Raw genomic sequence first — 17,142 nt, forward strand, 5'->3', positions numbered from 1 at the left:
GGACGCGCCGATGGCTGAGCAAAGCGCAGAGCAGGCAAGCGTGGCGCAAGCCATGGCCATCCGGCTGTGGAACAGTCGCTGGCTGCTCGTCGCTGGCGTTGTCGGTATCCTGATCACCTTTGCCTTCGCGGGTATTTCCGCTTACGCGCTGGTGTCGGCGCTGCTCCTGTTGTTTGCAGCGGCGCTGCTTCCGGCCGCCGGCCTGCGCCAATCCGCCGAGGGCGCTTCTGCGATCGAGGCGATCGGCCTGCAGCGCCTGTCGGGTGAATATCTGGCAGCGGCCGTCGCCGACCCGCTGATCATTTTCGACCGCTCCGCCACCATCGTCCATGCCAACGCCGCCGCCTTTGCCGCTTTCGGCGGCATCGCACCGGGCCTGTCGCTGCCGCTGAAATTCCGGGCGCCGGAAATGCAGACCCTGCTTGACAGCGTGCTGTCGGGCACGATCGCCTCGGATGTCGTCGACTATACCGAGAAGCTGCCGGTCGAGCGGGCCTACCGGGTCAGCGCGTCCTCGGTCGGGCATGGTACCGACCTCTATGTGCTGGTGTTCAAGGACCAGAGCGAGGCGCGCCGCATCGACCGCATGCGCGCCGACTTCATCGCCAATGCCAGCCACGAATTGCGCACTCCGCTCGCTTCGATCGCCGGTTTCATCGAAACGCTGCGCGGACCGGCCCGCAACGATCCGGCGGCGCGCGAGCAATTCCTGCAGATCATGCAGAACCAGACCGGCCGCATGGCGCGCCTGATCGATGATCTCCTGTCGCTGTCTCGGCTCGAGATGAAGCCCTATCTGAAGCCCGGAACCCAGGTCGATCTGCGCCAGACCGTCGACAGCGTCATCGACTCGCTGGCCCCGCTTGCCCGCGAAAACAGCGTTACCATCGAGCGGGATTTCGCCAAAGGGCCCCTTAATGTGCCGGGCGATCGCGACGAGCTGTTCCAGGTTTTCGAGAATCTGCTGGAAAACGCCTGCAAATACGGCCAGCCGGGCGGCCGCGTTCTAGTGACGATCGCGCACGGCGAGGACGGTTCCGAACCCGGCATCGATGTGACGATCAGAGATTTCGGCCCCGGCATTCCCGAAGAGCACATTCCGCGCATCACCGAGCGCTTCTATCGCATAGATGTCGAGACCAGCCGGACCCAGAAGGGTACCGGCCTCGGCCTGTCGATCGTCAAGCACATACTGACGCGTCACAATGCCAGGCTGACGATCTGGTCCGAGGTCGGCAAGGGTGCCGCCTTCTCGGTTCATTTGCCGACGCACTGATAACGCCCTAGTTTTCCCCGGGACCGTTTCTTTTTTCTGTCATCCGGCTAGCGTATCAGCGGGGATTCGAGGAAACGACTCAAGATCAAGAACCCGTGGGAAGGCATTTCGTCCATGCAGTCCGTGCACATCATGAGCGCCTTTGACGAGGAGCTGAAGTATCTGTCGAAGCGCATCGCCGCGATGGGCGGCCATGCCGAGCGTATGGTCGAGCAGGCGGTCGCCGCTCTCGTCAATGCCGATCCGGGACTGGCAGAGAAAGTCATCCGCGACGACGCTGTGCTCGACGAAGGGCAGCGCGAGATCGACGACAAGGCGATCATCATCATCGCCAAGCGCCAGCCGATGGCGACGGACCTGCGCGAGATCGTCGGCGCCATCCGCATTTCCGCCGACCTCGAACGGGTCGGCGACCTCGGCAAGAACGTCGCCAAGCGCGTGGTCGCCGTCACCGACGGCCGCCAGTCGACCAGCCTGTTTCGTGGCCTCGAGGCCCTGGCCAATCTGGCGCTGACCCAGCTCAAGGAAGTGCTCGACGTCTATGCGTCGCGCTCGGTCGACAGAATAGGCTTCGTGCGCGACCGCGACGACCAGATCGATGCCATGTACACCTCGCTGTTTCGCGAATTGCTGGCCTACATGATGGAAGATCCGCGCAACATCACGCCCTGCACGCATCTGCTGTTCTGCGCCAAAAACATCGAGCGCATCGGCGATCATGCCACCAACATCGCCGAGACCATCTATTACATCGTCACCGGCGACCAGATGCCGGCCGAGCGGCCGAAAGGCGACAAGACGGACAAGATCAGCGTGTCGGCGACGCTCCCGGCGAAATAACGTTCGTCCTCTCGAACGCTAGATCATATTGCGCTAAACTATCCCGGCGTTAAGCTTCTCAGGCCTTAAAGGTCCTGCTTTCAGGAGGCTGCGATGGAATATGTTCGAGAGTTCAAGCCCGCGGCGCCGACATCAGGCATCATCGCCTCCAGTGTCTACACGGCCGGGCGGCGTATTGCCGACATTCCGATCGAGGAAGCCGGCGAATGGGCCAAGAAATCGGGTCACGTCGTCTGGATCGGGCTGCTGGAACCTGACCGTGACCTCCTGCTGCGCGTCAAGGCGCAGTTCCATTTGCATGAGCTGGCGATCGAGGATGCCGAGCATCCGCACCAGCGGCCGAAGATCGAGCAATATGGCGACGCGCTGTTCATCGTCGCCCGCACCGCGCAACTGATCGAGGGCCGCGTCACTTTCGGCGAGACGCATCTGTTCGTCGGCTCGGGCTACATCGTCAGCGTCAGGCATGGCCCCTCGACCTCCTACGCCGCCGTGCGTCAGCACTGGGAAAGCTGCCCGCATTCGCTGGCCAAGGGCGAGGATTTCGTCCTCTATGCCATTCTCGATTTCATCGTCGACAACTACATGCCCGTGCTCGAGCAGATCGAGGACGAGGTCGAGGCGATCGAGGACAGGGTGCTTTTGAAGCCGATGACCGGTCCCGACATCGAGCGACTCTACATGCTGCGCCGCGATCTCCTGCGTCTGCGCAATGCGGCGCTTCCGTTGGTGGAAGTCTGCCGCCGGCTGACCAGCGCCGAGCTGCCGCAGATCCATTCAGCCATGCATCCGCTGTTTCGCGATGTGACCGACCACATCCGCACCGTCCAGGAAAAGATCGACAGTCTGCGCGAGGTGCTGGCGTTCGCGTTCGAGGCCAGCCTGCTGGTCGGTCAGAGCCAGGAAACGGCGATCTCGAAGAAACTCGCCTCCTGGGCGGCCATTCTGGCCGTGCCGACGGCATTCGCCGGCATCTACGGCATGAACTTCACCGACATGCCGGACCTGAAGATGGAATATGGCTACCCGATTGTGCTGACCACCATCGCAACGATCTGCGCGTTTCTTTACTGGCGGTTCCGCAAGAATGGGTGGCTATGAAAAGAAAGCGAATAGGGAGTAGCCAATAGCAACAAAAAACGGCTTGCTCCCAGTCACAGAAGCCAAGCCGTTCCTATTCGCTATTCGCTATTCGCTATTCGCTATTCGCTATTCGCTATTCGCTATTCAGCGATTGCGCCTCCGCTCCGCCGCCGGCTGGAACGCCACGCGGGCGTGATACTTGCAGTAAGGACCGGTCTCGGCGGCTTCGTTGCCGCAGAAGTTGAAGTCTTCCGACAGCGGATCGCCGTTCGGCCATTTGCAGGTCCGCTCGGTCAGCTCGACGAGCTGCAGATGCCTCGAAATCGGCACCACGACGTTCTCGACCGGGCGGATGTAATGATGGCGTGTCACCGGTTCGGCGTCGAACTGCGTCTGAAGAGCCGTCGCACCGATCGATGTCGTGACGTGGCGTGCCGTGCTTGCGGCGCGCGCCACCGATTTCTGAACGGTCGATCCCTGTGCCGTCTTCTTCTGGCGTGCAGGCGTTGCCGTTGCGCGGCCGCGCCCGACAGCTTCAGCCGGTGCACCTTGCCGATGACGGCATTGCGGCTCACCCCTCCAAGCTGGGCAGCAATCTGGCTTGCGCTCAGACCCTCCGACCACAGTTTCCTGAGAAGTTCGACCCGCTCGTCAGTCCAGTTCATGAGACCGCGCTCCTGCTAAGCGTGCGCAATCGGAATCCCTTCCCGACCCAGCAACCTTGCTGGGGCAGACACCACATATATCTGGTGATTAGGTCCGCCGCACGAAATCTAGTTATTTCTCGACTACAATTACCTTATGCGCTGACTCGGTGACAAGAGTCCCAAGTGCAACACGAATCGGTTTTTTCGGTTTTCCCCAACTTGCCCGGTCGCTCATGAGCCGGCGTCGAGTTAGGGGGCTTATCGCGTGCCACTACGCGACGTTTTCGTTGACTTCATGGCCGAAAAACACGATAAGCCGCACAAGGCCGCCGCTTTGGCGGCTTTTTTGATTTTCCGGTACCGGAGACGCATATAATGAGCGGTTCGGCGCTTTACGAGACCTTTGCTCGCGCTCCCCTGGCTTTCGACCACGGGGAAGGAACTTGGCTGGTTACCGACAAAGGCGAGCGATATCTCGATTTTGCCGGCGGTATCGCGGTCAACTCGCTCGGCCACAGCCATCCGCATCTGGTCGCGGCTCTCACCGAGCAGGCGGCAAAACTCTGGCACGTCTCCAATCTCTACGAGATTCCGGGGCAGAGCCGGCTTGGCGAGCGCCTGGCCGATGCCACCTTCGCCGACAAGGTGTTCTTCACCAATTCCGGCGCCGAGGCGCTGGAATGCGCGATCAAGACGGCGCGGCGCTACCATTTCGTCAAGGGTCATCCCGGGCGCTTCCGCGTCATCACCTTCGAAGGCGCCTTCCACGGCCGCACGCTGGCCACCATCGCGGCCGGCGGGCAGTACAAATACCTCGAAGGCTTCGGCCCCAAGGTCGAAGGCTTCGACCAGGTAGGCTTCGACGACATCGATGCCGCCGAGAAGGCGATCACGCAGGAAACCGCCGCGATCCTGATCGAGCCGGTGCAGGGTGAGGGCGGTATCCGCCCGGTCCCGACGCAGTCGTTGAAGCGGCTGCGGCAGCTTTGCGACCAGCACGGTCTGTTGTTGATCTACGACGAGGTCCAGTGCGGCATCGGCCGCACCGGCAAATTGTTCGCGCATGAATGGTCAGGCGTGGCGCCCGACATCATGGCGATCGCCAAGGGCATTGGTGGTGGCTTCCCCATGGGCGCGTGCCTGGCCACCGACGAGGCCGTGGTCGGTATGACGTCGGGCGTGCACGGCACCACCTTCGGCGGCAACCCGCTGGCCATGGCGGTCGGCAACGCCGTGCTCGATGTGGTGCTGGAAGACGGCTTCCTCGAAGACGTCCAGCGCAAGGCATTGCTGATGAAGCAAGGCTTGGCGTCGATCGCCGACGAGTTTCCCGATGTCGTCGAAGACATCAGGGGCACCGGGCTGATGCTTGGCCTCAAATGCGCCATGCCCAACACCAAGGTGAACATGGCACTGCGCGACCAGCATTTGCTGGCGGTTCCGGCCGGCGACAATGTCATCCGCCTGCTGCCGCCGCTCACCGTGACCGACGCCGAGATCCACGAGGCGCTCAACCGCATCCGCGCTGGTGCCAAGGGCCTGGCGGACGCCATCGCCGCGGCCGCCGCGAAGTAATTCCGGAATATTGCTGATGTCAGTTCGCCATTTCACCGATCTGTCCACTGTTTCCGAGGGCGACCTGCGCTTCATGCTGGACGACGCGGTGGTGCGAAAGGCGCGCCTCAAGGCCGGTGAGCGCACCAGGCCGCTCGAAGGCAAGGTGCTGGCGATGATCTTCGACAAGCCGTCGACGCGCACACGCGTCTCCTTCGACGTCGGCATGCGCCAGCTCGGCGGCGAGACCATCATGCTGACCGGCACCGAAATGCAGCTCGGCCGCTCGGAAACCATTGCCGACACCGCCAAGGTGCTGTCGCGCTATGTCGACGCGATCATGATCCGCACCACCTCGCATGAGCGGTTGCTGGAGCTGACCGAGAATGCCACGGTGCCGGTGATCAACGGGCTGACGGACGATACCCATCCGTGCCAGCTGATGGCCGACATCATGACCTTCGAGGAGCATCGCGGTCCGGTAGCCGGCAAGACCATCGCCTGGACCGGCGATGGCAACAATGTGCTGCATTCGCTGCTCGAAGCCTCGGCGCGGTTCCGCTTCAACCTCAACGTCGCCGTGCCCGAAGGCAGCGAGCCGGCGCAGAAGCACATCGACTGGTCCAAGGCGCATGGCGGCAAGCTGCACTTCACCCGCTCGCCCGAGGAAGCCGTCGACCAGGCCGACTGCATCGTCACCGACTGCTGGGTGTCGATGGGTCAGGAGCACCGCGCCCGCGGCCACAATGTGTTCTCGCCCTATCAGGTCAATGCCAAGCTGATGGCGCATGCCAAGCCGGACGCGCTGTTCATGCATTGCCTGCCGGCGCATCGCGGCGAGGAAGTGACCGACGAGGTCATTGACGGCCCGCATTCGGTGGTGTTCGACGAAGCCGAGAACCGGCTCCATGCCCAGAAGGCGGTGCTTGCCTGGTGTCTTGGGGCTTGAAGTGTCCGGGCGCTTGATCTGCGGGGGCGCGATGCCTATCTGCGCCGCATCACGCAAATCAAGCGCGTTTGGACGCATGCACCCCAGGGGGCGGCATGGCCGCGCCCTGGAGCTTTGTCATGTTGGAAACGCATCAAGTGACTGAACATCACCCCAAACTCGGCGAGTTCGGCTATGCCGGCGACGATCATGTTGTGCCGTTCGAGGTCGGCCCGCTCGACGTGCGCGGCCGCACGGTCCAGCTCGGGCCGATGCTCGACGCCATCCTCAGCCGCCACGACTATCCCGAGCCGGTCGCCCGCCTGCTGGCGGAGGCCTGTGTGCTGACGGTGTTGCTTGGCACTTCGCTCAAGTTCGAAGGCAAGTTCATCCTGCAGACCCGCACCGACGGGCCGGTCGACATGCTGGTGGCGGATTTTTCGACGCCGTCGGCGCTGCGCGCCTATGCGCGCTTCGATGCCGATAGGCTCGAGGCTTTGGTTGCTGCGGGCGAGACATCCCAGCAGACGCTGCTCGGTAGCGGCGTGCTGGCGCTGACCATCGACCAGGGCGCCCACACCCAGCGCTATCAGGGCATCGTCCAGCTTGACGGCGAAACGCTGGAGGACGCTGCGCGCACTTATTTCCGCCAGTCGGAACAGATCCCGACGGATATCAGGCTCTCGGTGGCCAAGCTTTTGACGCCCGGCGTTGGCGGCGCGCGTGAGCAGTGGCGCGCGGGCGGCATTCTGGCGCAGTTCCTGCCGCAGTCACCCGAGCGCATGCGCGTGCCCGACATTTCGGGCGGCGACGGCGATCCGCGCGACGTGACGCATGAACCGGCCGACAATTCCTGGCAGGAACTGGTGGCGCTGCTCGGTACCATCGAGCCGACCGAACTGATCGACCCGACTATCGGCGCCGAACGGCTGCTCTACCGCCTGTTCCACGAGCATGGCGTGCGCGTCTTCGGCGGCGCCCCCGTCGCCGACCAGTGCTCATGCTCCAGGGACAAGATCCGCGGCATCCTCGAGGGTTTTTCCGCGCAAGAGATCAAGGACAGCACCGAGGATGGCGGCATCCACGTCGCCTGCGAATTCTGCTCGACGCAGTACGACTTCGACCCGGCGGAATTCGCGGCACAGTAAAGTCCTTCCTTCTCCCCGTTTCACGGGGAGAAGGTGCCCGAAGGGCGGATGAGGGGCGGCGCTAACTTCGGCGAATAGCCGTGCGCAAACCCCGTCCTCGACGATATCTCAGGAAGGCTCGACGCCGCCCCTCATTGCCCTGCCGGGCATTTCTCCCCGTATAGTGACGGGGAGAAAGACGCTAATTCACCGTCCGCCTTGTCCCCGGCAGATCCAGCGAGAACGCCGGGATGGCGATATCAAAAGTCTCGCCGCGTTTGTTGCGCATCGTGTAGTGCCCGACCATGATGCCCGACGGGGTCGAGAGTGGGCAGCCGGACGTATATTGGTAGCTGTCGCCGGGATTGAGCTCGGGCTGGTCGCCGACCACGCCCGGGCCGCGCACTTCCTCGACCCGGCCGGCGCCGTCGGTGATGTGCCAATAGCGCGACAGAAGCTGCACGAATTCGTCCGACTGGTTGTCGATCGTTATCTGATAGCCCCAGACATAGCGGTTCTCGGAAGGATCCGAGCGGTCCTCGAGGTAGAACGGCCTGACCTGCACTTCGATGTTGCGCGTGACGGCGCGGTACATAAGCGGCTCCAAAACAATCCGATACCTTTCGGCGCTCCCGGCGAGCAGGTCAACGTGCGCGTCTTGTCGCGCCTGACTTTGAAACGCAGGTGCCGGCAAAGAATGTCATTTAAGTGACACACGACAATGATGGTGTGCACGAACCGGGCGACTCGGCGCTCTGTCGAACTGTTGAAAACGGCCACGATGCGGGCCGTCTTTTCTGGAGTGACCAGATCTCGATGGAACTCACTCTCATAGCCGCATCGCTTTCGACTGCTCTTATCCTTTCAAACGCTGCCAGCATCCTGCTCGCCGCCTCACAGCTGAAACGGCGCACGATCATCGCACGGCCAGCCGGCAAATCGCCGCCGGTGTCGATTGTCGTGCCGTCGCGCGGCGTCGAACCGTTCACGCAGGAGACGCTGGAGCGCGCCTTCTCGCTCGACTGGCCGCGCTACGAGCTGATCTTCTGCGTCGCCCATGCCGACGATCCGGTGGTCAGGTTGATCCGCGCCGCCATTGGCCGCTTTCCAAAAGTGCCGGCCCGGCTGTTGATCGGTGACGACCGCGTCAGCGCCAATCCCAAGCTCAACAATTGCGTCAAGGGCTGGGAAGCCGCACGGCACAACTGGGTCGTCCTGGCCGATTCCAACGTGCTGATGCCGAGAGACTACATCCAGCATCTGATGGCGGCGTGGCGGGCGGATACCGGCCTTGTCTGCTCGACGCCGATCGGTTCGCGGCCGCAGGGCTTCTGGGCCGAGGTCGAATGCGCCTTCCTCAACACGCTGCAGGCGCGCTGGCAGTACGCCGGCGAGGCGCTTGGTCTTGGTTTTGCCCAGGGCAAGAGCATGTTGTGGAACAAGCCGATGCTGGATGCCAATGGCGGCATTCGCGCGCTGGCCGCCGAAATCGCCGAAGACGCGGCCGCGACCAAGCTGGTCAATGGCCTCGGCCTGCGCGTCAATCTCGTCGCCGCGCCCTTCGAGCAGCCGCTCGGCCGGCGCAGGCTTGGCGAGATCTGGTCGCGTCAGGCCCGCTGGGCGCGCCTGCGCCGCGTCACCTTCCCGCTGTTCTTCGCGCCCGAGATCCTGACTGGCGCGGTGGTGCCGCTGACGCTTGCGCTGGTTGCGGCTGCCGGCGCCGGCTTCAGCCTGCCGCTGACGGCCATCGGCGTGCTGGCGGCCTTCTACCTTCCGGAGTGTGCCCTGGCCTGGTCCAAGGGTTGGCACCTGTCGCCACGCTCGGTCGCGGCAATCATGGCGCGCGACCTGATCTTGCCGGCGATGTGGGCACGCGGCTGGCTCGGCGGCGCCGTCGACTGGCGCGGCAATGCGATGACCATCGGCACCAAGGCGGCGGAACTGGAAGAGACGCCGTCGCGCGCCTGATCTCGACGGCTCAGCTTGATTCTAGGAGAAGTTATCGTATATACAAAAATTATTGGATTAGGCGCTATTTTTGTGTATACATAATTTATGAAACGCACCGATGGCGATGCTGTTCGAGTGGGATGAAAACAAGGCAAGGACGAACAAGGCCAAGCATGGCGTGGATTTTGCGATCGCTCCATCCTTCGATTTCGCCAATGGACTATGTCGAAAACCTCTAAGACAATCGTCCACCGCGAGGCTAGCCCGCCAAAGCAGTCACGTGCTGATGCTTTGGCGCTTGCCAGCAAGGCGCTCGCCGCGATGACCGATGAAGAAGATGCTACGATCATCGCTGCCGCCGAGGCCGATCCAGATGCACAACCGACCGATGTCGTTTCGCGCCGCAAGGTTGGCCGGCCACCACTTGCGCGCCCCAAGCGTGCCATACAGTTGCGGCTAGATGCCGATGTTCTCGACCGCTTCAAGGCTGATGGTGACGGCTGGCAGACGCGCATGAACGAAGCGCTGCGCAAGGCGGTGGGTCTGTAACCCTCGGCCTGCCGCTTGCCGCTATCCGGCCTTCAGCGCCTGCGCGATATCTTCCAGCAGATCGTCGGTATCCTCCAGGCCGATCGACAGCCTGAGCGTACCAGGCCCGATGCCGAGTTCGGCGCGCGCCTCGTCGCTCAAATTCTTGTGCGTCGTCGTCGCCGGATGGGTGATCAGGCTCTTGGCATCGCCAAGGTTGTTCGAGATCAGCACGATTTCGAGCGCGTTCTGCAGCGCGAAGGCCGCCTGCTTGCCGTCCTTGACGTCGAGGCAGATCAGCGTCGAGCCGCCCGACATCTGCTTCTTGACGATCTCGGCCTGCGGATGGTCGGCACGGCCGGGATAGATAACGCGGGCAATCTGCGGCTGATCTGCGAGGAAATCGGCGATCTTGCCGGCGCTCTCCGTCTGCTGGCGCACGCGCAGCGGCAGCGTCTCCAGGCCCTTTAGCAGCGTCCAGGCGTTGAAGGGCGACAGGCTGGGGCCGGTGTGGCGGAAATAGTCGTGCAAATTCTCGTCGATCCACTTCTTGTCCGACAAGATGACGCCGCCAAGACAACGGCCCTGGCCATCAATGTGCTTGGTCGCCGAATAGACGACGATATGGGCACCAAGCTGCAAAGGCTTCTGCTGCAAAGGCGTGGCAAAGACATTGTCGACGACAAGCCGTGCGCCGATCGAGTTGGCGAGCGAAGCGACGGCGGCGATGTCGACCACTTCCAATGTCGGATTGGTCGGGCTTTCCAGGAAGAACAGTTTTGTGTTTGGCCTGACCGCCTTTTCCCAGTTGGCGATGTCGGTGCCGTCGACCAGCGTCGCCTCGATGCCGTAGCGCGGCGCCAACGTTTCGACCACCCAGCGGCAGGAGCCGAACAAAGCGCGCGCCGCCACGATATGGTCACCGGCCTTGACGCTGCACAGAAGGGCCGCCGTCACCGCCGCCATGCCCGATGCCGTGGCGCGTGCGTCCTCGGCACCTTCCAGCGCGCACATGCGCTTTTCGAACATGTCGACGGTCGGATTGGCGTAGCGCGAATAGATGAAACCGGGTTCCTCGCCCTTGAAACGGGCTTCGGCGGCCTGGGCCGTTTGATAGACATAGCCCTGGGTCAGGTACATCGCCTCGGAGGTCTCGCCGAAGCCGGAACGCAAGGTTCCGCTGTGCACGAGGGCTGTCTGAGGCTTCCAGTTGCGCTTCTTGCTGCTCATCGCTCTTGTTCCAGACACAAAAAAACCGGCCGCGAAAGTCGCAACCGGTCCATACGGCCTCGCGGCCAACGGTCCTTTAGCGACTTGTTTAACGTGGCTGCAAGCCGACCGGCCAAATCACCACGGGATAACGACCCTTTAGACCCGTACCACGCTTGCGTCAATTGCCGGCTTCATTAAGAGGTTTGTACCAAGCAGGTTTCGCCAAAAGCCTGCCCTCTAGGAGCGTAGCCTTGCGGCAGACAGGCATTCTTCCCGATCAGGACATTGCGGCGCTGTTCCAGTCCGGTGCGCTGAAGTCGCCGCGCGCGCTCGATACCGACCAGATCCAGCCGGCCAGCCTCGATCTCAGGCTCGGCGACAAGGCCTGGCGGGTGCGCGCCTCCTTCCTGCCGGGTCCCAACCACAAGGTTTCGGAAAAGCTCGACAGGCTGAAGCTGCACGAGATCAATCTGGCCGAAGGCGCGGTGCTGGAGACGGGCTGTGTCTACATCGTGCCGCTGCTCGAAAGCCTGGCATTGCCGGCGGAGATTTCCGCCTCCGCCAATCCGAAGAGCTCGACCGGACGGCTCGACATCTTCACCCGTGTAATGACCGACCGTGGCCATGAGTTCGACAAGATCGCCGCCGGCTATAACGGTCCGCTCTACCTGGAAGTCAGCCCGCGCACCTTCCCGATCGTCGTGCGCACCGGCTCGCGCCTGTCGCAGATCCGCTTCCGCACCGGCAACGCGCTGCTCTCGGAAGCCGAACTCAATGAATTGCACCGCGCGCAGATGCTGGTCGCCACCGAACCGCCGAATATTTCGGGCGGCGGCATCGCGCTGTCGATCGATCTCAACGGCGACAGTGACGGGCTGGTCGGCTATCGCGGCAAGCATCACACCGGCCTCGTCGATGTCGACAAGCGCGCGGCGCAGGATGTCGTCGATTTCTGGGAGCCGATCCACAAGAGCGGCGCCGGCGAACTGGTGCTCGACCCGGATGAATTCTACATCCTGGTCAGCCAGGAAGCGGTACATGTACCGCCGCTCTACGCCGCCGAGATGACGCCCTTCGATCCGCTGGTCGGCGAATTCCGCGTCCACTATGCCGGCTTCTTCGACCCGGGCTTCGGCCATTCGGCATCAGGCGGCACCGGCAGCCGGGCGGTGCTTGAAGTGCGCAGCCACGAAGTGCCGTTCATCCTCGACCATGGCCAGATCGTCGGCCGGCTGGTCTACGAGCACATGCTGAAGCGGCCGCAGGCGCTCTACGGCACCGATCTCGGCTCCAACTACCAGGCGCAGGGCCTGAAACTCTCCAAGCATTTCCGCGCCGCGCGCTGAGCCTCGACTGCCGCCAGGCAAAATACTTGCCTGTGCCGGCACATCATGCTTGGCTGACTTGTCGGTCGCAGCGATGCGGCGCTCAAGGGGAACAAGAAAATGCAGATTTCAAAATGGATCCTGTCGGCGGCAGGCGCTGCCATGTTGGCGATGGCCGCCGGCTCTCTGTCGGCGCAGGCCGCCGAGAAATTGAAAATCGGTACCGAGGGCGCCTATCCGCCGTTCAACACCATCACCTCGGACGGCAAGGTTGTCGGTTTCGATATCGACATCGCCAATGCGCTGTGCGCGCAGATGAAGGTCGAGTGCGAGATCGTCACCCAGGACTGGGACGGCATCATTCCCGCCCTGCAGGCCAAGAAATTCGATGCCATCATCGCCTCGATGAGCATCACCGAAGAGCGCAAGAAGCAGGTTGCCTTCACCAACAAATACTACACCACGCCGCTCGCTCTGGTGGCGCCAAAGGACAGCGAGCTGACCTCGACCGACCCGGCGGCACTTGCCGGCAAGACGGTCGGTGCCCAGGCTTCGACCACGCAGGCCGACTATGCCCAGAACACCTATGGCAAGGCGGGTGCGGAGGCAAAGCTCTACCCGACCCAGGAAGAGGCGATCACCGACCTCACCAACGGCCGGCTTGATGCCGTGATTTCGGACAAGTTCGTGCTGGTGGACTGGCTGAAGAAGGCAAGTGACGGCTGCTGCAAGCTGATCGGCGACGTCAAGGGTACCGAGACGCAAGCCGGCATCGCTGTTCGCCTCGACGACACCGCCCTGCGCGACAAGCTCAACGCGGCCATTGATGCGATCGTCGCTGACGGCACCTACAAGAAAATCCAGGCCAAGTATTTCGACTTCGATATTTATTGAGGTTGAAGCCTGCCTCGCTTCTTCCTTCTCCCCTTGCGGGCCTGTTGCGCAGTTACTGGGAGGAACGGCGGGGGAACAGGATCAGCGGGCTATTGCTGGTTCTTAGGGGTTGAGGTCTGGTTTCGATGTTTGAGGTGGCGGTTCGGCCTTGGCTGGCCGGATTGTGGACGCACCTATCCCGTGATGGCGGCCCATCGGCGCATGTTGAAAGCGATGGCCGCCATTGTCACCTGACCAGCAGCCTTGGCCAGCCCGATGTAGCGGATCGTGGTCAGCTTCATGCGGTTCTTGAGCGTGGCGAAGGTGGTCTCCACCGCTGCTCGCCGTCTGGCGATCAGGCGATTGTAGTGCTTGAGCCGCGGCGGCAGCGCATGATGCTTGTTGGGGCGCCGTGCAATGCGCACCTTCTTGCCGGCCGCCCTGAGCCGAGCACGGCGGGCATGGGTGTCATAGGCTGCGTCTGCCCATACCGTCTTCTCATCACCGCAGATCAAGTGATCAGCCACGACCGTGTCGTTGACGTTGGCCGGTGTCGTGATCACCGTGCGGATCAGGCCAGAGCCTTCATCCACCCCGACATGAGCCTTGTAGCCGAAGGTAAGGCCGCTCTTGCCCTTGCGTGCTGTGACGCGGGCGTCCGTATCCTGCGACGGCCGCTCGGGTGTCGGCGGCGTCGAGACCGCATCCAATCAGCGTGGCATCCAGCATCGTACCGCGCTTCAGGATCACGCCGGCCTTCTCCAACTGCCGGTCCAGTTCGCCAAACAGCTTCTCCATCAGCCCTTCGCTGACAAGCAGATTGCGAAAACGCGACAGCACCGTGTGGTCGGGGATTGTATCGTCCAGCCCCAGCCCAGCAAAGCGCCGGAACGACAGCCGATCGCCCAGCGCTTCCTCTAACTCGCGATCCGACAGTCCGTAGAGCGATTGCAGCAACAGTGCCTTGAACAACACCAGCGGCGGCCAGGCAGCTCGACCCGGTCCACCATCGCGCAGCGCATTAAGCAGCTTTTCGAACCGGTACCACTTCACCAGACCCGACAGACGGTCGAGTGGCGAAGAACCCCCCGTCAGCTTGTGGCCCAGAAAAGCCTCCGCCAAGCTCAACTGTCCAGTCTGCTTCACCGCCATCGCGATTCCTCCGAGCTCCCTCTCAGAGAATCACAACCAGCGAATTACGCAACAGGCCCACAAGGGGAGAAGGTGGCCGAGCGAAGCTCGGTCGGATGAGGGGTGTTCCAGCTTGGCAAGGACGGCACTCCGTCACCCACCCCTCAACCGTCTCGGCGCTGCGCGCCGATCCACCTTCTCCCACAGGGGGAGAAGGGGAAGCTGGCGCTACAGCGCCTTCACCGCCACCTTCACCGGCTGTTCGATCTCGAGCGGGTTGCGCAGCGGCAGGCCGAAATCCCCGGCTTCGATCTCGAACACATCGCCGGCCTCGGTCTTGACGCCGTCGGCGAAGGACAGCGTCGCCGTGCCGAACATATGCACATGCACGTCGCCCGGCTGGCGGAACGCCGAATATTTGAAGTGATGGTGTTCGAGATTGGCGATGGTGTGCGACATGTTCGCTTCGCCCGACAGGAACGGCTTTTCCCACAGCGTGTTGCCGTCGCGCACGATGCGCGACGTGCCACGGATGTCGGAAGGCAGGTCGCCGATCAGGATCTCCGGCCCGAACGAGGCGTTGCGCAGCTTGGAATGGGCGAGAAAGAGATAGTTCACGCGCTCGGTCACATGGTCGGAAAATTCGTTCGACAGGGTGAAGCCGACGCGGAACGGCGCGCCGTCGTCGCCGATGACGTAGATGCCGGCGATTTCGGGTTCCTCACCGGCGTCCTTGGCGAAGGCCGGTGACAGCAGCGCGGCACCCGGCGCGACGGCCATCGTGCCGTTGCCCTTGTAGAACCATTCCGGCTGTACGCCGACCTGGCCCTTGGCGGGTTTGCCGCCCTCCAGCCCCATGCGGAACATTTTCATGGAATCGGTGAGCTGTTCCTCGCCATCGGTGCTGAGCTTCTTGTGCATGGAATCGCGTGTCGCCGCCGAGCCGAGATGGGTCAGTCCGGTGCCGGTCAGGTGCAGGTGAGCAGGATCGGGGTGATTGATCGGCGACAACAGCCGCCCCTTCTTGTAGGCGGCATCGAGATCGATCGCCTCACCGAGCCCCTTGCGTTCGATCAGGGTGGCGAGGCCGACGCCGGTGCGGGCAGCCTCCATCGCCAGAGAGTAGACGCTGCGGGCGCCGTTGATGATCCGGGTCTTGCCGCCATTGCGGGCAACGACACGGATGGTCTCGGCGTCGTCGAGAATCTGCGAGATCAGCATGATCAGTCCTCTCTCATGTGTGGTTGCCTCTTGGCAAACCTTGACCTGCGCGGCTCGGACCTAGCCGCGCCACGGGTGAAATTCTTCGTCCGGATTGCGCTCGCGGGCCTGATCCCCCGGGGGGGACTTCTTGATGCCGACAACTCGCCGGCAGCGCCGCGATCGTATGCCTCCTACTTGCCTCGCCTAAGCCTGTCAGGCCTTGTTCTTGTTGTAGACGTCGAAGATCACGGCGCCGAGCAGCACCAGGCCTTTGACCACCTGCTGCCAGTCGACGTTGACGCCCATGATCGACATGCCGTTGTTCATCACGCCCATGATGAAGCCGCCGACCACGGCGCCGATGACCTGGCCGACGCCGCCCATTGCCGAGGCGCCGCCGATGAACACGGCGGCAATGACGTCGAGCTCTGAGCCCAGACCCGCAGCCGGCACGGCCTGGCCGAGACGCGCCGCGATGATCAGGCCGCCCAGCGCCGACAGCACGCCCATATTGATGAACACCCACAGCGTCAGCCGCTCGGTGTTGATGCCCGACAACTGCGCCGCCTTGGGGTTGCCGCCCATCGCATAGATGCGGCGGCCGATGGTCATGCGCTTGGTGACGAAGACGAACAGCGAGATCAGCACGCCCATGACGAGCAGCACCACCGGCAGGCCCCTGTAACTGGCAAACTCATAGACCAGGAACAGTGCCAGGGCGCTGGCGACCAGCGTCTTGACGACGAACAAGGGGAAGGGCTCGGCCTCATAGCCATGGCGCTCGCGCTTGCGCCGGGTGCGAAGCCCGAAATAGGCATAGGCCACCACGGCGATCACGCCGAGCACCACCGTCGTCATGTGCAGCGTCAGGCCGCTGCCCAAGATGGTCTTGCCGGCGGCATTCACCGTCGGCGGGATCAGCGTCAGCGGCCCGATCACGTCCGGGATGAAGCCGGAGCTCAGCGCCTTGAAGTCGTCCGGAAGGGGGCCCACCGAGGATCCGCCGCCCAGCAGCGCCTGACAGATGCCGCGGAAGATCAGCATTCCGGCCAGCGTGACGATGAAGCTCGGTATTCGGTGATAGGCGATCCAGTAGCCTTGTGCCGCGCCGATCAAGCCGCCCACGATCAGGCAGAGGATCGAAACCACCAACGGATTGCTGAGCGGTCCGAGCTGCCAGATGACCATCATGTTTGCCGCCAGCGCGCCGATGAAACCGGCGACCGATCCGACGCTGAGGTCGATATAGCCGGAAACGATGACCAGCAGCATGCCCAGCGCCATCACGATGATGAACGAGTTCTGCTGCACCAGATTGCTGAGGTTGACCGGCTTGAACAGCGTCCCCGACGTGGTGAACTGGAAGAACAGCATGATGACGATCAGCGCGATAATCAGACCGTATTCGCGCAGGTTCGTCGTCAGTGCCGAGACGGCGATGCGTGGACGCTGTTCTTCGGCGACG

General features: G+C 62.9%; 16 protein-coding genes, 1 pseudogene and 1 riboswitch. Of the genes and pseudogenes, 10 read left to right on the forward strand and 7 right to left on the reverse strand.

The features are described from left to right. Positions 1–10 precede the first annotated feature (10 nt). The 3 genes from HB778_RS19460 to HB778_RS19470 all read left to right on the forward strand — a co-directional run bounded on the left by HB778_RS19460 (position 11) and on the right by HB778_RS19470 (position 3,217). Positions 11–1,276 carry an ATP-binding protein gene (locus tag HB778_RS19460; protein WP_183456170.1) on the forward strand — a complete coding sequence of 422 codons (1,266 nt, stop codon included), beginning with the start codon at positions 11–13 and terminating at the stop codon, positions 1,274–1,276. A 114-nt stretch (positions 1,277–1,390) separates the two neighbouring features. Continuing rightward, on the forward strand, positions 1,391–2,116 hold the full coding sequence (gene phoU / locus HB778_RS19465; RefSeq protein ID WP_183456172.1) for a phosphate signaling complex protein PhoU: 726 nt from the start codon (positions 1,391–1,393) through the stop codon (positions 2,114–2,116). A 93-nt stretch (positions 2,117–2,209) separates the two neighbouring features. Beyond that, positions 2,210–3,217, forward strand: a complete 1,008-nt coding sequence (locus HB778_RS19470; protein ID WP_183456174.1) for a magnesium and cobalt transport protein CorA — start codon at positions 2,210–2,212, stop codon at positions 3,215–3,217. 126 nt (positions 3,218–3,343) lie between these two features. On the opposite strand, the gene HB778_RS41505 is transcribed toward HB778_RS19470, so the two are convergent. Then, the gene (locus HB778_RS41505; RefSeq protein ID WP_244661513.1) at positions 3,344–3,655 is read right to left on the reverse strand and encodes a GcrA family cell cycle regulator; all 312 of its coding nucleotides are present in this window, start codon (positions 3,653–3,655) and stop codon (positions 3,344–3,346) included. Then, a complete protein-coding gene (locus tag HB778_RS41510) occupies positions 3,568–3,864 on the reverse strand; it encodes a GcrA family cell cycle regulator (protein ID WP_244661514.1) in 297 nt (98 codons plus the stop codon). Before HB778_RS41510 ends, HB778_RS41505 begins: the two co-directional genes overlap by 88 nt. A 357-nt stretch (positions 3,865–4,221) precedes the next feature. Here HB778_RS41510 and HB778_RS19480 point away from each other — a divergent pair, with 357 nt between their 5' ends. From HB778_RS19480 to HB778_RS19490, 3 genes are all read left to right on the forward strand, one after another. Then, positions 4,222–5,421, forward strand: coding sequence for an aspartate aminotransferase family protein (locus HB778_RS19480; protein WP_183456176.1), 1,200 nt, complete (start codon positions 4,222–4,224; stop codon positions 5,419–5,421). Positions 5,422–5,437: 16 nt separating this feature from the next. Next, positions 5,438–6,349, forward strand: coding sequence for an ornithine carbamoyltransferase (gene argF, locus HB778_RS19485; RefSeq protein ID WP_172234523.1), 912 nt, complete (start codon positions 5,438–5,440; stop codon positions 6,347–6,349). 95 nt (positions 6,350–6,444) lie between these two features. Then, on the forward strand, positions 6,445–7,476 hold the full coding sequence (locus tag HB778_RS19490) for an Hsp33 family molecular chaperone (RefSeq protein ID WP_183456178.1): 1,032 nt from the start codon (positions 6,445–6,447) through the stop codon (positions 7,474–7,476). A gap of 181 nt (positions 7,477–7,657) precedes the next feature. Here HB778_RS19490 and apaG read toward each other — a convergent pair whose 3' ends face one another. Continuing rightward, a complete protein-coding gene (gene apaG / locus HB778_RS19495) occupies positions 7,658–8,050 on the reverse strand; it encodes a Co2+/Mg2+ efflux protein ApaG (protein WP_010913396.1) in 393 nt (130 codons plus the stop codon). A 221-nt stretch (positions 8,051–8,271) separates the two neighbouring features. Between apaG and HB778_RS19500 the strand changes: the two genes are divergently transcribed. Both HB778_RS19500 and HB778_RS19505 read left to right on the forward strand, forming a co-directional pair. Next, complete coding sequence (locus HB778_RS19500) at positions 8,272–9,423, forward strand: ceramide glucosyltransferase (RefSeq protein WP_183456180.1); 1,152 nt, start codon at positions 8,272–8,274, stop codon at positions 9,421–9,423. A gap of 303 nt (positions 9,424–9,726) precedes the next feature. Continuing rightward, positions 9,727–9,954 (forward strand): BrnA antitoxin family protein, encoded by a 228-nt coding sequence (locus HB778_RS19505; RefSeq protein WP_183456182.1) that lies wholly within the window; start codon positions 9,727–9,729, stop codon positions 9,952–9,954. Between the two features lie 21 nt (positions 9,955–9,975). On the opposite strand, the gene HB778_RS19510 is transcribed toward HB778_RS19505, so the two are convergent. Further along, a complete protein-coding gene (locus HB778_RS19510; RefSeq protein ID WP_183456184.1) occupies positions 9,976–11,163 on the reverse strand; it encodes an O-succinylhomoserine sulfhydrylase in 1,188 nt (395 codons plus the stop codon). Positions 11,164–11,219: 56 nt separating this feature from the next. Further along, a riboswitch (SAM riboswitch) is annotated at positions 11,220–11,297 on the reverse strand. A gap of 99 nt (positions 11,298–11,396) precedes the next feature. On the opposite strand from HB778_RS19510, the gene HB778_RS19515 reads away from it, so the two are divergent. Both HB778_RS19515 and HB778_RS19520 read left to right on the forward strand, forming a co-directional pair. Further along, complete coding sequence (locus HB778_RS19515) at positions 11,397–12,491, forward strand: 2'-deoxycytidine 5'-triphosphate deaminase (protein WP_183456186.1); 1,095 nt, start codon at positions 11,397–11,399, stop codon at positions 12,489–12,491. Between the two features lie 99 nt (positions 12,492–12,590). Then, positions 12,591–13,364, forward strand: a complete 774-nt coding sequence (locus HB778_RS19520) for an ABC transporter substrate-binding protein (protein ID WP_183456188.1) — start codon at positions 12,591–12,593, stop codon at positions 13,362–13,364. A 173-nt stretch (positions 13,365–13,537) separates the two neighbouring features. On the opposite strand, the pseudogene HB778_RS19525 reads toward HB778_RS19520, so the two are convergent. From HB778_RS19525 to mmsB, 3 genes and pseudogenes are all read right to left on the reverse strand, one after another. Then, positions 13,538–14,495, reverse strand: a pseudogene (locus tag HB778_RS19525) (IS5 family transposase). A 207-nt stretch (positions 14,496–14,702) separates the two neighbouring features. Continuing rightward, positions 14,703–15,695: an AraD1 family protein gene (gene araD1, locus HB778_RS19530; RefSeq protein WP_183456190.1), complete on the reverse strand. Its 993-nt coding sequence runs from the start codon at positions 15,693–15,695 to the stop codon at positions 14,703–14,705. Positions 15,696–15,890: 195 nt separating this feature from the next. After that, positions 15,891–17,117 (reverse strand): multiple monosaccharide ABC transporter permease, encoded by a 1,227-nt coding sequence (gene mmsB / locus HB778_RS19535; protein WP_183465144.1) that lies wholly within the window; start codon positions 17,115–17,117, stop codon positions 15,891–15,893. Positions 17,118–17,142 lie beyond the last annotated feature (25 nt).

Origin of the sequence: Mesorhizobium huakuii (genome assembly GCF_014189455.1) — a bacterium.
GTDB classification, from domain to species: domain Bacteria; phylum Pseudomonadota; class Alphaproteobacteria; order Rhizobiales; family Rhizobiaceae; genus Mesorhizobium; species Mesorhizobium huakuii_A.